The organism is Streptomyces sp. 891-h (assembly GCF_022760275.1).
Taxonomy (GTDB): Bacteria; Actinomycetota; Actinomycetes; order Streptomycetales; family Streptomycetaceae; genus Streptomyces; species Streptomyces spirodelae.
This window is the reverse complement of sequence record NZ_CP050693.1, coordinates 3,481,707-3,497,655: the sequence shown is the minus strand read 5'-3', so window position 1 is coordinate 3,497,655 and position 15,949 is coordinate 3,481,707. Positions and strand designations below refer to the sequence as shown.

The window sequence follows — 15,949 nt, the reverse complement described above, 5'->3', positions numbered from 1 at the left end:
TGACGCAGCGTTGGCCTGGAACTCTAGGACACACGGAATAGCCCGCAAATGATCACAGGAACTACAGGTTCCGCTTATTGTTCCGTTGGGTCCGTCAGCTGCTCCGCGACGTCAGTAGCGTCGTATGTCACGCCGCCCTGAGCTGGTGAAACGCCTGAATCAGGGGGTGGCCGGGACGACCCCATGGTTGGTTTAGGTCAGCCAAAATGTGATCCACGACTCGCGGGGGCTGTTTGGGTGACTCTTGCAGATTCGCCCGGTTCGGGGCGGCGAATGATCAGCCGCGTGCTACGCAACGCTCGGGCTCGTCGCGAGCCACGCGGCATCTCAAGCTTCGAGGCCCTGCTAGGCCCTCGGACCGAACGCGGGCTCAGCCAAGAGGACGTTGCCCTGCTGTGTGGGGTCAGCGAGCGGTGGTACCGGAGGTTGGAGTCGGGCGAGCCCCGCAACTACTCCGATGCCTTCCTCACTGCCGTCCGCCGGGTCCTGGACCTGAGCGAGGGCGAATGGGATCTCGTATCCAGTCTCAGCCGCAATCAGGCGGCCTCGCAAAAGCACCAGCCCTCGGCTCACGCCCAACAGCCCAAGGTGCCCGCGCCTCTCCGGACACTCCTCGATGGGCTGCCCTGGAGCGCATACATCTGTGACCACCGCTGGGACGTCCTGGCCTGCAACACCAGGCTCACCACGGACTTCTCCTGGCTGGTGCACGAAAACTTCATGGTGTGGTGCCTGACTCACCATGACGCTCGATCCCGGCTCATCGACTGGGAGGAGGGCTGGGCGAAGCCGATAGTCGCTCAGCTTCTGGTGCACGCCGAAAAATGGAAGGACGACCCGCGCATGCGCGCCGTCGTCCGCACCGCGCTCGCCGATCCGGATGTCAGGCGATTGTGGAACGCCCCGGATGACCTGCCGATCGTCTTCGACCCGGACATGAATGAACCCCGAAGGCTTCACCTGCCCCGCCAAGGGGCCGAAGAACTCCGTGTCGCCCTCCTGGCCTTGACTCCCAGCGGGCACCCCCATTGGCGGCTGATGGCGTTGGTGCCGACGTGACCGGCACCAACGGCGACGCCGTGTGGGCACGTCGAGTCGAAGTCGGGGCGGGCCCGGAGAAGGCCCTGTTTAGGTGTGCCATCTCGTGAGGTTGGAGACACCTCGGTGATCACACGAGCCGCGGCGGGGAGACGCCTGCCGCTCTCGCGCCGCTGCCCCGCATCCTCGGCGACATTCTGCTGCGAGGGCGGGCCTGTGGTGCTGCGGGGCGTCAGTAACGACTGTTGTACGAGGCAGAAGCCGCGTCCTGAGCTTTCGCCGCGGCCATCGAGAGCTTCTGGGCTGCTTTGTTGAGGATAGTCACCGTGTCCGGGAGTCCTTTGAGATCATCAGCGGCATCCATGAGTGTCGAGGCCGTGTCCGGGAGTGTCCTGAGACCATGGGCGGCCCGAAGCAGCCAAGGCGCGGTGTCCGGTAGATGGTCCAGGTCGCGGGATGCGCGTTGCTGAGCATGCGTACGCTGTCCTCGGAGATTCCGAACCCGTGAATCCTTGGGTCGGAAATCTCCCTAGTGACGCTCTTCAGGAGGTCCGCCAGTTCGGGGGCCGTCTTGGCGAACTCGTCCAGGGCAGGTTCCAGACGCTCGAACAGCTCGTGCTGAGCGTCCTGGATCATTGTCGCGAGCTTGTCCTCGGTGAGGTCGGTGAGCCCTGCAAGCGCGTCGATACCGTCGGACTCCCGCGCGTCCTTCCAGCCTTCGAGCACCTCGACCGGAAACTCCTCGCTTCGAGGTCCGTCCACCAGCTTGTGGTGCGGAGTGCACAGCAGGATCAGGTTGCCGAAGCTGTTCCGCTCCCGGGTGTCGAGGTCTTCCTCCGACCTCGGCCCGTTGTCCTCGAACGCCCGGATGTGGGCGATCTCCAGATTGAGGAACGGCTCGCCGTCGATCATCCTCAGGATCGGGACATTGCACTCGGGGTAGTAGCAGCCGCCTCGTGCGAGCGTGGTCAGAGCGGCGATAGTGGCGTTGCTGTACGAGCGACGGGGCTTGGAGGTCACGCTGGCTCCTTCAGGTAGGCGAGACACTCATCAAGCTAGCGGGCGGGACTGACAACTCCCCTTTCACGCATGAGAGTTGCGGGGTGCCCGACCTGCAATCCACATGAGCAGCGAGACGTTCGGAGACGGCCAGGCCCGCGTGCCAGCGAGAGGCACGCGGGCCGGTTCGGTTCACGCGGCTTGAGCGACGAAGTATCGCGGCATCCCCACGTTCGGGTTCATTGCCCATTCGACGGCCGAAACGACCTCCTCGTCCAGCGCATCGAGCAAGTGACCGTATCTGTCCACCGTGGTGCTGATCGACTCGTGGCCGAGGCGGGCCTGGATCGCTGGGAGGGGTACCTTCGCTGCGATCAGCCACGAGGCGTGCGAGTGGCGCAGGTCGTGGAGGCGGGGGGCCTTGGTGAGCCCTTCGGCCTGCGCGCCCTCGATCGCGGGCATCCAACGCAGGCTGCGAAACGTCCACGAATCCCAGCGACCGCCCTTGGGTCCCTCGAACAGCAAGTCCTTCGACCCGATGCCCTTCGCGCGTCGGCGCAGCATCTGATCCAGATTGCTGGTGATGACGAGCGTCCGCCGCGCCTTCTTCGTTTTGGGGGCGCCGGTATAGGGCGCCCCGTCCTCGTCCTTCTTCCACGCTCGCTGAATGCGGATAGCGGGCCGACCATTGCGACGTACGAGATCCCGGGGTTGAAGTGCGGTGACCTCGCCCCAGCGTGCGCCGGTCTCGGCGAGAGCTTCGGCGAGTTCGCGGGCGTCCGGGTCGACCAATTGAGTGCGCAACAGTGCCCACTCGTCACGTTCGAGGAAGACCATCTCGTCTTCGGCGCCGTCGTCCTTGCGGGGGAGTCGGGTGCCTGCGCACGGGTTCTTCGTGCGCAGAGGCGGGTCGTGCTCCACAGCGCTCTGGCAGATGCTAGACAGCAGGCCGTGGACGTTGCGGATGGTCTTGGGGCTCAGCTTGCGGCGCTTGGTCCCCTCCGGATCGTGTGGGGCAGGGCGACCCGCCTCTAGATCGTTGACCCAAGTCCGTATCGCGTCCGCAGCGAGTCCGCCCTCTCCACCGCGCATCGAGTAGTTGCGGAACCACGGCGAGAGCTTCTGCCGGACGAGCTTTCGGTACTCGGCTTTCGTGTCGCCCTGTACCCCGGTGAGCTGATCTATGTGGCGGAGGGCGAACGGTTCGAACATCTCCTCCGGCGTGCGGATGTTCTCCACGAACCCTCGACCGCGTATCCAGCCAAGGGGCCATTGCTGTCCGTGGCCGTCTACGAGGTTCTTGAACTTCTCCGCCGACGGCTCGTCGTCGAAGGACTCGGACGCTCTGCTGCCGCTGCGGGTGCCTCCCGCACGCCAGCGAACGACGTAGCTGGACTGTCCGTCACGCCTTTGCTTGACCTCGATGTACGCCATGCTCAGGACTGTAAATGAGGTCTGGTGCCCACTTCGTGCCCACCAGAACAGTAAAAAAGTCCCCCTGACGAGCGTTTTCGCTGGTCAGGGGGACTATAAGCGTGGTGCCCCCAACGGGATTCGAACCCGTGCTACCGCCTTGAAAGGGCGGCGTCCTGGGCCGCTAGACGATGAGGGCGAAACGGCCCGGCTGGGCGCCTGAACAGCGCTTCAGCAGGCTCGGGCAGCATATGGGATGCACGGACGGTTCGCCAAAACTTATTCGTACGGCTGCGCACGACTTGTCCGCTCGGATGCGGGCGCAGCGTCGGCACGGCTGCGCCCCGAGCGTCGGCCCGGCCGCGCGCTCGGCGTCCGCACGGCCGCGTGCCCAGCCGTCAGGCGCCGTCAGCGGCCCGTCGCCGGGCTCGTGACCGGCGGGCTCGACGAGGACGGTGAGGGCGACGGGGACGAGCCGGGCTCTATCTCCTTGGGGAGGTGCCGGGAGACCTCCGCCTTCGACAGCCCGAGACCGCCCAGGTCGACCTCGTCCCACGCCTGGAGCCGCTTGCTGTCCCGGTCCAGGTAGAGCACCGAGGCCTGCACCTTGTCGGGGGTCTCGCCCTCGACCGCGCGCAGGCCGCTGCCGCCCGTGGAGCCCTCGATCATCAGCCGGGTGTCGTGCGGGAGGACCCGCGTGCTCCGGTTGTGCGTGTGCCCGGCGAGGGCGAGCGGGACGAGGCCGTCGGTCTGCTCGGCCAGTACGGGGTTGTGGGCGACGGCGATGTCCACCGGGGTGCTGGCGGCCCGCTGGGCGCGCAGCGTCCCGGCCAGTTGGTGGCCCTCGGCCCGCTCCGCCGGGTCGCCCTCGGGCACGACCGAACGGTCCGGGGTGAACTGCGGGTCGCCCCAGCCGGAGATCCGCAGCCCGGCGACGTTCACCGGAGTGCCCTTGTCGAGTACGTGCACCTTCGAGCCGCGCTTGTCGGCCAGCTTCCGCATGGCCTTCTGGGTGGTGGCCGAGTCGTGGTTGCCGCGTACCCACACGTACGGCGCGCCCAGGTCCGGGATGGGCTCGAGGAAGCCGTTCTCGGGGGCCGTGCCGTGGTCCATGGTGTCGCCGGTGTCGATGATGACGTCGATCTTGTACTGCTCGACCAGCGACCGGATGATGTGCCAGGCGGCCGGGTTGAGGTGGATGTCGGAGACGTGCAGCACCCGCGTCGTCGAGGGGTCCGGCTGGTACGCCGGAAGGGTGGAGGCCGCGTCGTAGAGCTTGGTGACGTTGGTGACCAGGCGGGCCAGCTCCTTCTGGTAGACGTCGAACTCGGTGGCGATGCTGCGGGCGTTGCCGACCACCGAGGGCGCGCTCGCCAGCAGTCCGGAGAACTTCGGTTCCAGCACCGACTTCGGGTTCCAGGTCGCCGCCGCGGTCGCGCCGCAGGCCACCAGCAGCGAGAGGGACAGCCCGCCCGCGGCGAGCGCCTGGCGCGGGCGGCGGTAGACGGCGAGGGCGAGCGCGCAGGAGCCGGTCAGTACCGCGACGGCCGAGCGCAGCCCGAGGTCGAGCGCGCCCGAACGGACGTCACCCGAGATCTCGCCCTCCAGGCCCTCGATGCGCTCCGGGTGGTCCACGAGTGCTGCGGCGCGCTCCTGGACGAGCTGGTCGACGTCGACGTCCAGCCGCAGCGGCGCGGTGTGGCTGTGCAGCTCCAGCGCGCCCAGCGGCGAGACATTGATCTTGGTGCCCCCGGTGAGGGAGGGGCGCAGCGTCATCGTGGTGTCGACGGGTCCGACGGGCGTACGGACGTTGCCCACCACCAGCAGTCCCAGCCAGGCGCCGAGCAGCGTGACGACGACCAGCCCGGCGGCCCGCCGGTAGGGGCGGAGCCGTGGGCGGGGGCGGGGCCGGGGACGGGGACGGGAGCGGCGGAGGCGGGCGACGGACCGGTCGGCGAACTGTCTGAACCAGCCCCACGCGGCACGCGACGGCTTGGAGACAACGCTGGCCATGTGGGCCCCTATGCCCCTTGTGCGCCGTCTGTATGCCCGGACGCACCCGCGCCGAGGCGGGGAGACGCGGGGGAGACGTGGGGGAGACGCGGGGGAGACGCACCCGCGCCGAGGCGGTGAGGGGTGATGCCCCGGCCCTGATACTGGTCGACAATGGGCGCGTGCTGGAGATGACGCGTGAGGAGTTCGAGGAGCTGGTCGCCGAAGCCCTCGACCGGATACCGCCCGAACTGACCAGGCTCATGGACAACGTCGCGGTGTTCGTGGAGGACGAGCCTCCGGCGAGCGACCCCGAGCTGCTCGGGCTCTATGAGGGCACTCCGCTGACCGAGCGCGGCGAGTGGTACGCGGGCGTCCTGCCGGACCGCATCACGATCTACCGCGGGCCGACCCTGCGCATGGTCGAACGGGAGAGCGACCAGGACGGCGAGGCCAGGGAAGGGGTCGTGGAAGAGGTCGAGATCACCGTCGTCCACGAGATCGCACACCACTTCGGCATCGACGACGAGCGGCTGCACGCGCTCGGCTACGGGTGAGCCGGTCGGCTCCCCCTGCGCGGACGGCTCCCTCTGCGCACACGGCTCCCGTGCGCGCTTGGGAGGTCTGCGCCCTCGGGGCGGCGGCCCCTCTGGGGGTACGCGACGAGTGTGAGCGCCGTATCGCGCGCCGTGCGCGCCGCGCGGCGTGACCTGTTGGGGTGACGGGGAGTTGGGCATGGCACTCGCCTGATGTCCCGCGCAGGAGGTCCCGCCGTGCGCCGATCCCGTACCGCCGCACCCGCCGCCACCGTTGTCACGCGGACGACCGCCGGTGCTCTGATACTCGCGGCTGTCTCCACCCTCAGCGGCTGTATGACGGTGCAGGGCACCGGCGACGCCGGGGAGGGCGCGGCCCCGGTCGGCAGCAGGGCCGACGACGACGCCGGGGCGGCCGACCCCGAGGGCGGTCTCGACGGCACCGCGTACCGCAAGGGCCGCGCCGGGAGCGAGAGCGGAGGCCGCGCCGACGGGCGCAAGGACCGCGACCGGGAGCGTGACGGCAAGGACGAGGACGGCGAGCGCGGCGACGGCGAGAGCTCGGGTGAACGGGACCGTACGGACGGCGACGACCCGGGCGGCGAGACCGCGTCCTCCACGACCGGCTCGTCCGGCTCCTCGCCCGGCAGCGACCGGAACCGGCCCAGGCCCCAGCCGACCGGTGACGGCGGCGGCTCGGGCGGCTCCGGCGGCGGGGACGACGGCGGCTCGGGCTCGCCCACCAGTTCGCCCAGCCCGACCCCGACCAAGCCCGCGCCGGACCCCTCACCCACCCGGACCACGGCCTCGCCCAGCGGGACCGACACCTTCGTCCGCCGCAGCGAGCCCAGCCCGGCCTGAGCGGGCGGGGTCCTCAAGGGGCTGGGGCGGGCCCGCCGGGGAGGCGGCGCCCGCGGGTGGCCACCGGCGGGAAGCGGCACCCGGGCGTGGCCACCGGCTCGGTGGCACACTGGCCTGGAGGCCAGCGGTCCTCTGGAGCCCTGCCGCTCTCAGGGCCCCTGCCGCCCTCAGGGGCCCTGCCCCTCACAGGGCCCGACCGCGATCTCCCGGCCCCGTTTGCGCGTAGCTCCCAGGGCCGCGTATGCTGGTAGATCGTTTGATCCCATTTGCCCGGCGCCGTCATCACAGCGCGCCGTGTGGCGCGTTCTCTCTGACCGTGGCTGACCGCATCGAGGCGGTTCTTTGCGAATTTCACGGAGTTATGGGCGCGTGCCGAATGACTCCGGAAGGTTGTCGCAACTCGCATGACTGTCACCACCCCTGCCGCCGTACGGCCTGAGGACTTCCCTGAGCCGACCGCTGAGACGGCCCCCGAAACCACCGAAACGGTCTCCGAAATCACCGAAACAGCACCCCAGATGACGGAAGCGGCCGCGATGACGGCCGACCAGATCAGCGTCGCCGTGACCACCGCGGAGCCGGTCGTCGAAGCGGTCGACGAGACCTCCGAGCCGGCCGCCGTCGACACGACCGAAGAGACGACCGAGGAGACAAAGGTCACGTTCGGCGACCTCGGTCTCCCCGACTCCGTCGTACGCAAGCTCGCCCAGAACGGCGTCACAGCCCCGTTCCCCATCCAGGCCGCCACCATCCCGGACGCGCTGGCCGGCAAGGACGTGCTCGGCCGTGGCCGCACCGGCTCCGGCAAGACCCTCTCCTTCGGTCTGCCGCTGCTGGCCCGCCTCAGCGGTGGCCGCACCCAGCGCAAGCGCCCGCGCGGCGTGATCCTCACCCCGACCCGTGAGTTGGCGATGCAGGTCTCCGACGCGCTGCAGCCGTACGGGGACACGCTCGGCCTCAAGCTGAAGGTCGTGTGCGGCGGTACGTCGATGGCCAACCAGATCTCCGCGCTGGAGCGCGGTGTCGACATCCTCGTCGCCACCCCGGGCCGGCTGCGCGACCTGATCAACCGCGGCTCCTGCTCCCTCGAGGACGTCGAGACGGCGATCCTGGACGAGGCCGACCAGATGTCCGACCTGGGCTTCCTGCCCGAGGTCACCGAGATCCTCGACCTGGTGCCCGAGGGCGGCCAGCGGATGCTCTTCTCCGCCACCATGGAGAAGGAGATCGACTCGCTGGTGCGCCGCTACCTCGTCGACCCGGTATCGCACGAGGTGGACGCGGCGCAGGGCGCGGTGACGACCATGACGCACCACGTGCTGGTCGTGAAGCCGCGCGACAAGGCGCCGGTCACCACCGCCATCGCAGCCCGCAAGGGCCGCACCATCATCTTCGTCCGCACCCAGCTGGGCGCCGACCGGGTCGCCGAGCAGCTGCGTGAGGCGGGCGTACGCGCCGACGCGCTGCACGGCGGTATGACCCAGGGCGCCCGCACCCGCACGCTGGCCGACTTCAAGGACGGCAAGGTCAACGTCCTGGTCGCCACCGACGTCGCTGCCCGTGGCATCCACGTCGACGGCATCGACCTGGTGCTCAACGTCGACCCGGCCGGCGACCACAAGGACTACCTGCACCGCTCGGGCCGTACGGCACGCGCGGGCGAGTCCGGCACGGTCGTCTCGCTGGCGCTGCCCCACCAGCGGCGGCAGATCTTCCGGCTGATGGAGGACGCGGGCGTCGACGCCTCGCGGCACATCATCGGCCGCGGTGACGTCTTCGACGAGGACGTGGCACGTATCACAGGCGCCCGTTCGCTGACCGAGGTCCAGGCGGAGTCCGCCGCCAACTCGGCCCGCCAGGCCGAGCGCGAGGCCAAGAAGCTCAGCCGCCAGCTGGAGAAGCTCCAGCAGCGCGCGGCCGAACTGCGCGAGGAAGCCACCCTGCTGACCGCGCGTGCGGCCCGTGAGCGCGGCGAGGACCCCGAGGCGGCCGTCGCTGCCGCAGCCGAGGCGGAGGCCGCCCAGGCCGCCGAGGAGGCGCGTGCCGAGGCCCGCCGCGAGGCCAAGGCCGAGGCGGAGCGCCGCGAGCGCGCGGAGCGCGAGCGCTCCGACCGTGACCGCGGCGACCGCGGTGGACGCTCGTCGTACGACCGGCGTGACCGCGACCGCGGCGACCGCCGCCCGTACGGCGGCGGCAACGACCGCGGCGACCGTGGCGGCTTCCGCCGCGACCGCGACCGGGACGAGCGCCCCTACGGCCGCGACCGCGACGACCGCCCGTACGGCCGGGACCGGGACCGGGACCGGGACCGGGACCGTCGTGACGGTGGCCGGGACGGCGGCAGGGACGGTGGCCGTGGCGGCTCCGGCGCGGCGGGCTACCGCCGCGACGACGTCCGCCGTGACGACCGCCGCGAGGGTGGCGACCGCGGCTTTCGCCGCGAGGGCTTCCGCGGCGGCGACCGCCCCCACCACCGCGACCGCCGTGACGACCGCCGCCCGTACGGCCGCGCCGGCGAGCACCGCTCCGGCTCCCACGCCCCCGGCCGCAACGGTGCCCGCACCCCGGACCGCCGCGCGGACAAGCCCCGCTGGAAGCGCAACGGCTGACACTCGGTGAGGGCCCCGGCCCTCCCGAACACGTGCCCGACCGCAGCCTCGAAGGCGTTCAACCCGGAATGCCTTCGAGGCTCGCGCGAGCCCCGGGCTATGCTGCTCGGTGCGGGCCGTTAGCTCAATTGGCAGAGCAGTGGACTTTTAATCCATTGGTTGTGGGTTCGAGTCCCACACGGCCTACCGAGAGGGAGGAGGGCCCAGCCCTCTGACCTGCAAGGGAGCGCCCGGACCGAGGTGATCGGTCCGGGCGCTTCGTCGTTTCGGGGTGGTGGGCGTGAGCGATGCGTGAGCGGACGGTCCCTGAATGGGTGGCACGAACGCGCATGCGCAGGGGGCTGGAGAGCCAGCGGCTATGCCGCGAGGTCGAACTGGCGAAGCCAGTCAGGGTCTCCGCCTCCGACGGTGGCAACCAAGCCGCCGCTCAGCAGCAGCATGTAGAGAACGAAGGTTAGCCCGTCGTTGTCGCCGTAGTGCTCCACGGCCTCGTTGAGGGTCACGTCAGGCGAAGCATCCGGGTGTCCGATGAGACCTGCTGCGTACATGAGATCGTCGTGCGCGATCCCGAGGGAGTCATGGACCCAGTCGACGGCCTCGCATGCCTGCTCTTCGGTGATCGCCTCGCGGGCTGCGACTAGCCAGCCCATCAGGACGGCGAAGACGGCTGTCGGGTCAGACGGATGGTCTCCCTCGATGAAGGAGCCTCCGGGGCCCTTTGAGGGGTTCTCCAGCCAGGTGGCGATGTCGGCCCGTAAGCGCTTGGCTGTGCGGGCACGGGAAATCTCGGACACATCCGGCTGGGGAACGTTCTTACGTCCTGTGCGGGTGCTTCGTCGGCGTTGGCTGTTTCGTCCCATGGAGCGAGCGTGGCACTCCGAGTGCCTGCGCGGAGGGAATTCGACAAGACAGGCCACAGTGCACGTTGATTGCAATCTCTGTACGGCTGGGACCAGGTTGTGGGTCTTTGAGATCACGGCTCCCCTCGTTCGTTGCTGCCGCTCTTGCCACGACGGGATCGGGGGATCAATCGCACGCCCGCCTCGGCGGCGCTGCGATCGACCTCCGGGAGAAGGCTGGTGTACGTATCCGAGGCCAGCACGATGGTGGAATGGCGCAGGGTCTCCTTGATCGTGTGGAGGTCGCCGCCGCCCGCATGGACGAGCGCACTTCCGCGGTTCTGCTCAGCGTGCGCAGGGCACAGTCAAACCCCGGCTGGGCGGGCCCGCGATACCTTCCGGAAGGCGTGCATGAACAAGTTCCGGCCCACAACCCGTCTTGCCCCCAGCACGCCGCCTGCACGCCCTGGCCGGAGGCATTTGCGGCGCCTACGTGACCGCCGCTCACGCCGATGCCCTCTTTGAGCAGGTCTGGTCCCTGCTGGGCCTACATGCGCTGCCCCTACTTCGCCTTCCCGGCGGCCCGCAGCAGGGGCGGGCTGAGTAGCCAGGCGCTTCCTCGACGGTAGAGAGCGGCCGGGCGCCCGGTCGCGGGGAGCCGCTGGTCTCCCGTCGGCTGGACGAATCCCGCCGTGTTGAGCACTTTGCGGCGGAAGTTGCTCGGATCGAGGTGCTCCCCCCAGACGACCTCGTACACCGTGCGGAGTTCGCTCAATGTGAAGGATTCGCCGCAGAAAGCCGTGGCAACGGCGGTGTACTCCAGCTTTCTGCGGATTTGCTCCAGCGCGTCCGTGAGGATGTCCATATGGTCGAACGCCAGGGCGTGTGGGTCGTCGGCCAGTTCTGACACCGGGAACCAGTAGGCACGCCTGGCATCGGTGCCGCCCACGGGAGCGGGGAGGTCCGGCCCCAGCGCGAGGTAGGCGATCGTGACGACGCGGCCCCTGGGGTCGCGCCGGGGATCGCCGTAGGCGCCCAGCTGTTCCAGATGCAGGCGGCTCCCGTCGATGCCCGCCTCCTCCCAGAGCTCACGCAGCGCCCCCTCGCGCAGGGTCTCGGTCTTCTGCACATATCCGCCCGGTAGCGCGGGGTGGCCCCGGTAGGGCTTCACGCCGCGCTCGATCAGGAGGACCATCAGTCGGCCGCCCCTGACGGTGAAGATCGCCAGATCCGCCGTCACCCAAGACGCTTCCACCTCCGTGGAGTCGATGAGCCAGTCATCCACAGGGGAACTCCTTAAAGGTCACATTGACTAAAACATGGTGGAGCGCTTAAGGTCATTGCAACCATAACCTGACCGGGGGGACGGGCTTGATCTCTTCCCACGCGTCGCCAGCCAAGGAAACGCCCGGCGAACCCACCACGGCCACCCGTCACTTATGCGCTGGCGTCTACGTGGACGAGCGGTTCCGTGACCTCGTGGTCGACGAGGTGTGCACTGCTCCTCATCGCCGCGTCGCTCCCTCGTACGGGTTCGACATTGTTCCGGTCATGCACCACGCCTGGCGTGCCGCGGCGCTGAGCGCACTGCTCCGCGTGACCGTCGTGGGGGCGGTGGTCGGCCCGGCTCTCGCGGGCGCCGCACCCGCTGCCACCGTGGTCACCTGCGGTGTCGCCCTCTTGTGGCTGGTGCGTCTCGCGAGATTGCTCTGCGGCACGGATCCGGATCGACGATTCGGGCGGAGGACCAGGCGCCGTGTTCCAGGGCAGCAACGAGGGCAGCGGGGACGGAGACAGAGGGGGTGGCGGGGCCTACTCGCGCTGATCTTCACCGAGAGCGATCCCGAGAGGAGGCGCAAGCTCAAGCGCATCGGCTGGGCCGCGCTTGCGGTGGCTTCCACCGCCCTGGTCGTCGCGGCGCTGCACCCGGCCGATGGCGCCGTGGGCCTGTTGTTGCTCGGGGTGATCGTGGTCGTGTGTCTTCTCGTCGGGGCTCTCCGTCAGGTGATGCTGAACCGCATCCTGCGGGCGGGCAGCCTCAGGCCGCGGAAGCTGTCCCGTCGGCAACGGGCTGCGGACGCACAGCAGCAGCACGTCTGTGTCGTGTACCGCCGCCCCCGCCATACCGAGGACGAGGACGACGAGGACGACCTCACCATGTTCACGCTCTTCGGCGACCAGTCACCGTTCGTCGGGGCCGGGGAGTTGGTCTATCAGTGGAACCCTCCGATGAGCATCCAACTGCTGCGCCCTGGCGACGACGAGGCGCCCTTGCACGAGCGAGAGCACCCGGCACCTCCCTTCCAGGCGCATGAGCTGGTCGATCATCTGCGGGAGGCGGTCGGACAGTTGGCATCGGACAACCTGGACGTCCGACTTCCCGCGCAGGTGCGCGACCGTGTCTACGTGGCGGAAACCGATGTCGCGGCTCAACGTGCTCTTCTGCCCCGGTGGATCGGCGAGCGCGACATGCGGGAAATCATCGACACGCCTGGAGCCAGACAGCACCACTTCCTTGAGGTCACCACGCCCACTGGCGGCGGGGAGTTCGTCGCCACTGTGCTTCTGCACGTCAACGTGCAGGGACGCACCCTGAGCATCTCAACGGCAGCGTGCGTGCTTGCCCACACACCCAGGTCCTTCCAGCGCATCACCGAGTTCGGGCAGCACGGAGCGCCAGCCGTCGTATGGGCCGCATTCCGGGAACTCGCCACGCTGCCGACGGAGATTCCGCGACTGTGGCGGATCATCCGCTACGTCTACACCCTGGGAAAAGCCGCGCTGCTCCCTCGTGATCTGACGAGGACGCGGATTCGCAACGTGCTGATCGGAACCCGGGTCAGCATCCGGGAGGAGATGTCGCAGGCATGGCCCAAGATCCAGCTGGAGAAGAGCTACATCCTTGGTCAAATGAAGACGATCGAGTGGCGCCTGCTCCGGGCGGCCAGCGACTTCCTGCGCTCCAGAGACGTGGAAATCTCAGAGTTCAACGACCGAGCACTCAAGATCATCAACAGTGGCATCGTCAACATCGGTGACAACAACACCTTCACGAACAACGCGGTAGGTAGCGGAGCTCAAGCCGGGAGCCCGGCGGGCGCGCCGTCCGGTGCGAACGCCCAGAGCAGCGGAGGGGATTCATGAGCGTCAATCGCGGCATCGTCAGCCGTGGCAACAACAATGTCTTCACCAACAATGCCATCGGGGAGCACGCCCAAGTTGCCGCGGGCGCCCCTTCGCACGGGCCCGGCACCCGTCCGGCCGAGAGCGGCGGGGGAGCCGCCCCCTGGGACATCGGAGTGGTCGCGATCCTCAGCGAGGAACTCCGGGCTGTGGTGGACGAGCTGAAGCTGGAACGCCACAGGGTTCCCGGTGGCCTTTTCTTCTACCAGGGGCGCTGTGCTACGCCGGACGCCGACATCCGAGTCGTGGCCACCCAGAGCCAGAGCCAGGGACAGCGGTCGGCGATGGCCGCCTTCGAGAATCTGCGCCGCCATTACAGCCCGCGACTGTGGGCCTTGGTCGGTGTCGGCGGAGGAATCCACAAAGGGCATGCCCGTATCGGCAACGTCATCGTCGCGACCGACATCGTCTACTACGAGAATCGCAAGCTCAATCCCGGTGGAGGTATCCGGCGTCGCGGAGAGCATCGCCAGGCTCCAGCGTCAGTCGTCCATGGCGTGAACGCCTATTTCGCCGACCACGGAACCCCAGCGCGGATCAACGGTCAGGCGCTTTCGCATGCGTCGGAAGAGTACGAGGTCTATCCCGGAGTCATCGGATCGGGCGAGGCCGTGATCGCCGACCGGGAGAGCGACATCCGCAGCTATCTCAGCACCTACCACGAGAAGGTGCTGGCGGTGGACATGGAGGCCGGCGGGCTGAGTCAGTACTGGCAGGAGAACTCCGTCCACGGCGAGCACAACCCGGGGTGGGTGGTCGTCCGTGGTGTGTCCGACAACGCCGACGAGCACAAGGGCCACGGATACCACGAACTCGCGGCGCGTAACGCGGCGCACGTTCTGGGCCAGCTCCTGCAATACCTGTGCTGAATCCGTGCCGATCGAATCTGCGGGGCCAGGAAACTACGCAAGCAGGGAAGATTTCGGATGACTGCTTTTCTGTTCGGGGTTCTCAGCTCTTTAGCTGCCAGTGTGATCGTTCTCGTTCTCGGCCTGCTGCGCGGCTCGCGGCCACTGTGGTGGCTTGTCGCCCTCGGCTCCCGGTGCACGGGCACCGGCCTCGGCCGTGTGTACCGTCTCCAGTCCGCCGCCGAGCCGGACTTGGCGCGGGACTTGAGCCGGGCCCGCTGGATCAAGGTGCTGGCAGGGCGTGGGAATGTGCTCACACGTGAGGCGTTCTCCCCGGTGTGGTCGGGTGTGCTGCCAATGGATTCCGTGCAGGTCCTCCTCCCCGACCCGCACACCGGGACCGGCTCATGGCTGGAGCGGCGCTCGCGCGACGTGGGAAGGTTCGACGCGGGTTTCACTCCCGCTCTCCTCAGAAGCCAGATCGAGTCGAACATCAGCTATCTCTCCCGGGCTGCACGAACCCAGCGCAACTTCGAGCTTCGTGGTTTCGATCTGCCACACACCTGCCGAGTGATCGCAACGGACCGGGTCGCCTACCTCACCTTCTACAGCAGCTCCGAGCACGGCAGGAACTCTCCCTGCCTGTACGTACGAGCACCGGGACTTCTGTACGCCGTCGCGCTGCAGCTATTCGAAGCGGCCTGGACGGGCAGTTCGCCGGTCGCCTCCGCGGCGTAAGTCCTCGCTCACCGGGCTGGGCCCGGTTTGCGAGTGTCCGCGCCGGGGCGGCCGCTGTCAGCAGTGCGGCGAGCACGAGCGGGGCGGCTGACTGATGGCCGGATTCATACCTCACCTTCGAGGGCGCTGCCCCACCACGCCACCAGCACGCTCCAATCACCGTATTGCTGGGCCGCAGTTCAGAGAGCCTCGATGCGTGGGCGAACGTGCCCGAACCTTCCGGATGACGCGGCAGTGATCACCTTCCGCACCACTCCTGACCTGGTGTGGAAGGATCTCGCAGATGAGCCCGGCACCGCGCGGCATGCTCTGACCGAGACGTGCGGCTGCCCGCGGCGGGCGATCTCCGGAGTGATGTTCCGTTCGCGCAGCCGTCGCCGGTAGATGTCGTGGTCTACTCGCGGTCGGCGTACAGCGCGCGAGGTCTGCGGCGGGGCCGGCCCCGCTTGCCCCGAACCAGTGGCAGGCCATCGACCAGCGGCATCAGTTGGGTGACATCGTTGCGGTGGGCGCCGGTCAACGACACCCGCAGCGGGATACCGTTCCCCTCGGTCAGCACGTGGTGTTTCGAGCCCGGCCGTGCGCGGTCAACCGGGCTCGGACCGACTATTGGGCGGCTTCGCCCCCGCTTGGCCTGCACATGAGACGTATCGATGGTGGCACGGGAGAAGTCCAGGCGCTCCGCCGCCCGCAGCCGGTCCAGCAACAACGGCACCCTTGCCATGCCGTTTGTGATCGCGGCTTTGGCCGATCACTGCAGCGTTCTCGCATGCCCGCAGCGCGCGCGGCACGGCCACGGGGAGGACGCTCGCTCGTGTCTGGCTCACTCACCCACCGCATGGCCGATCCGCTGCCGCCTGGTCAGACCAGATGAAAGTATGAGCGGGTTGGGG

The 15,949-nt window shown here is 68.7% G+C and carries 12 protein-coding genes, 2 tRNA genes and 2 pseudogenes; 8 read left to right on the top strand and 8 right to left on the bottom strand.

Going from position 1 to position 15,949, the window contains the following annotated elements; genetic code table 11:
- Positions 1–273: 273 nt before the first annotated feature.
- Complete coding sequence (locus HC362_RS15060) at positions 274–1,059, top strand: helix-turn-helix domain-containing protein (protein ID WP_243084473.1); 786 nt, start codon at positions 274–276, stop codon at positions 1,057–1,059.
- Between the two features lie 300 nt (positions 1,060–1,359).
- Here HC362_RS15060 and HC362_RS15055 read toward each other — a convergent pair whose 3' ends face one another.
- The 4 genes from HC362_RS15055 to HC362_RS15040 all read right to left on the bottom strand — a co-directional run bounded on the left by HC362_RS15055 (position 1,360) and on the right by HC362_RS15040 (position 5,463).
- Positions 1,360–2,058, bottom strand: a complete 699-nt coding sequence (locus tag HC362_RS15055) for an HNH endonuclease (protein ID WP_243084472.1) — start codon at positions 2,056–2,058, stop codon at positions 1,360–1,362.
- A gap of 171 nt (positions 2,059–2,229) precedes the next feature.
- Positions 2,230–3,471, bottom strand: coding sequence for a site-specific integrase (locus HC362_RS15050; RefSeq protein ID WP_243084471.1), 1,242 nt, complete (start codon positions 3,469–3,471; stop codon positions 2,230–2,232).
- A gap of 102 nt (positions 3,472–3,573) precedes the next feature.
- Positions 3,574–3,649 (bottom strand) — tRNA-Glu (locus HC362_RS15045).
- A 209-nt stretch (positions 3,650–3,858) separates the two neighbouring features.
- Positions 3,859–5,463, bottom strand: coding sequence for a metallophosphoesterase (locus HC362_RS15040; protein WP_243084469.1), 1,605 nt, complete (start codon positions 5,461–5,463; stop codon positions 3,859–3,861).
- A gap of 170 nt (positions 5,464–5,633) precedes the next feature.
- Between HC362_RS15040 and HC362_RS15035 the strand changes: the two genes are divergently transcribed.
- From HC362_RS15035 to HC362_RS15020, 4 genes are all read left to right on the top strand, one after another.
- A complete protein-coding gene (locus tag HC362_RS15035; RefSeq protein ID WP_243088608.1) occupies positions 5,634–5,999 on the top strand; it encodes a metallopeptidase family protein in 366 nt (121 codons plus the stop codon).
- Between the two features lie 216 nt (positions 6,000–6,215).
- Entirely contained in the window at positions 6,216–6,839 is a 624-nt protein-coding gene (locus tag HC362_RS15030; protein ID WP_243084468.1) for a hypothetical protein, read from the top strand.
- 404 nt (positions 6,840–7,243) lie between these two features.
- The gene (locus tag HC362_RS15025; protein ID WP_243084466.1) at positions 7,244–9,448 is read left to right on the top strand and encodes a DEAD/DEAH box helicase; all 2,205 of its coding nucleotides are present in this window, start codon (positions 7,244–7,246) and stop codon (positions 9,446–9,448) included.
- A gap of 113 nt (positions 9,449–9,561) precedes the next feature.
- Positions 9,562–9,634: transfer RNA gene (locus HC362_RS15020), tRNA-Lys, on the top strand.
- A gap of 170 nt (positions 9,635–9,804) precedes the next feature.
- On the opposite strand, the gene HC362_RS15015 is transcribed toward HC362_RS15020, so the two are convergent.
- From HC362_RS15015 to HC362_RS15005, 3 genes and pseudogenes are all read right to left on the bottom strand, one after another.
- Positions 9,805–10,308: a hypothetical protein gene (locus HC362_RS15015; protein ID WP_243084465.1), complete on the bottom strand. Its 504-nt coding sequence runs from the start codon at positions 10,306–10,308 to the stop codon at positions 9,805–9,807.
- A gap of 113 nt (positions 10,309–10,421) precedes the next feature.
- A pseudogene (locus HC362_RS15010) lies at positions 10,422–10,619 on the bottom strand (site-specific integrase); the annotation flags it as partial.
- 230 nt (positions 10,620–10,849) lie between these two features.
- On the bottom strand, positions 10,850–11,572 hold the full coding sequence (locus HC362_RS15005; protein WP_243084463.1) for an NUDIX domain-containing protein: 723 nt from the start codon (positions 11,570–11,572) through the stop codon (positions 10,850–10,852).
- A gap of 86 nt (positions 11,573–11,658) precedes the next feature.
- Here HC362_RS15005 and HC362_RS15000 point away from each other — a divergent pair, with 86 nt between their 5' ends.
- Genes HC362_RS15000 through HC362_RS14990 form a run of 3 tightly spaced genes read left to right on the top strand, consistent with a single transcriptional unit; the run spans position 11,659 to position 15,056 of the window.
- Positions 11,659–13,431 carry a hypothetical protein gene (locus HC362_RS15000; protein WP_243084461.1) on the top strand — a complete coding sequence of 591 codons (1,773 nt, stop codon included), beginning with the start codon at positions 11,659–11,661 and terminating at the stop codon, positions 13,429–13,431.
- Entirely contained in the window at positions 13,428–14,339 is a 912-nt protein-coding gene (locus HC362_RS14995) for a hypothetical protein (RefSeq protein WP_243084460.1), read from the top strand. The genes HC362_RS15000 and HC362_RS14995 overlap by 4 nt, the downstream gene beginning before the upstream one ends.
- Before the next feature lie 57 nt (positions 14,340–14,396).
- On the top strand, positions 14,397–15,056 hold the full coding sequence (locus HC362_RS14990; RefSeq protein WP_243084458.1) for a hypothetical protein: 660 nt from the start codon (positions 14,397–14,399) through the stop codon (positions 15,054–15,056).
- Positions 15,057–15,385: 329 nt separating this feature from the next.
- On the opposite strand, the pseudogene HC362_RS14985 reads toward HC362_RS14990, so the two are convergent.
- Positions 15,386–15,765: pseudogene (locus HC362_RS14985) on the bottom strand (transposase); the annotation flags it as partial.
- Between the last annotated feature and the right edge of the window lie 184 nt (positions 15,766–15,949).

What these genes read in the sequence shown, in the direction of transcription:
- HC362_RS14990 (WP_243084458.1), top strand. Translation starts at nt 14,397, where the DNA reads ATGACTGCTTTTCTGTTCGGGGTTCTCAGCTCTTTAGCTGCCAGTGTG.
- HC362_RS15035 (WP_243088608.1), top strand. Translation starts at nt 5,634, where the DNA reads ATGACGCGTGAGGAGTTCGAGGAGCTGGTCGCCGAAGCCCTCGACCGG.
- HC362_RS15040 (WP_243084469.1), bottom strand. Translation starts at nt 5,463, where the DNA reads ATGGCCAGCGTTGTCTCCAAGCCGTCGCGTGCCGCGTGGGGCTGGTTC.
- HC362_RS15025 (WP_243084466.1), top strand. Translation starts at nt 7,244, where the DNA reads ATGACTGTCACCACCCCTGCCGCCGTACGGCCTGAGGACTTCCCTGAG.
- HC362_RS15015 (WP_243084465.1), bottom strand. Translation starts at nt 10,308, where the DNA reads ATGGGACGAAACAGCCAACGCCGACGAAGCACCCGCACAGGACGTAAG.
- HC362_RS15050 (WP_243084471.1), bottom strand. Translation starts at nt 3,471, where the DNA reads ATGGCGTACATCGAGGTCAAGCAAAGGCGTGACGGACAGTCCAGCTAC.
- HC362_RS15060 (WP_243084473.1), top strand. Translation starts at nt 274, where the DNA reads ATGATCAGCCGCGTGCTACGCAACGCTCGGGCTCGTCGCGAGCCACGC.
- HC362_RS14995 (WP_243084460.1), top strand. Translation starts at nt 13,428, where the DNA reads ATGAGCGTCAATCGCGGCATCGTCAGCCGTGGCAACAACAATGTCTTC.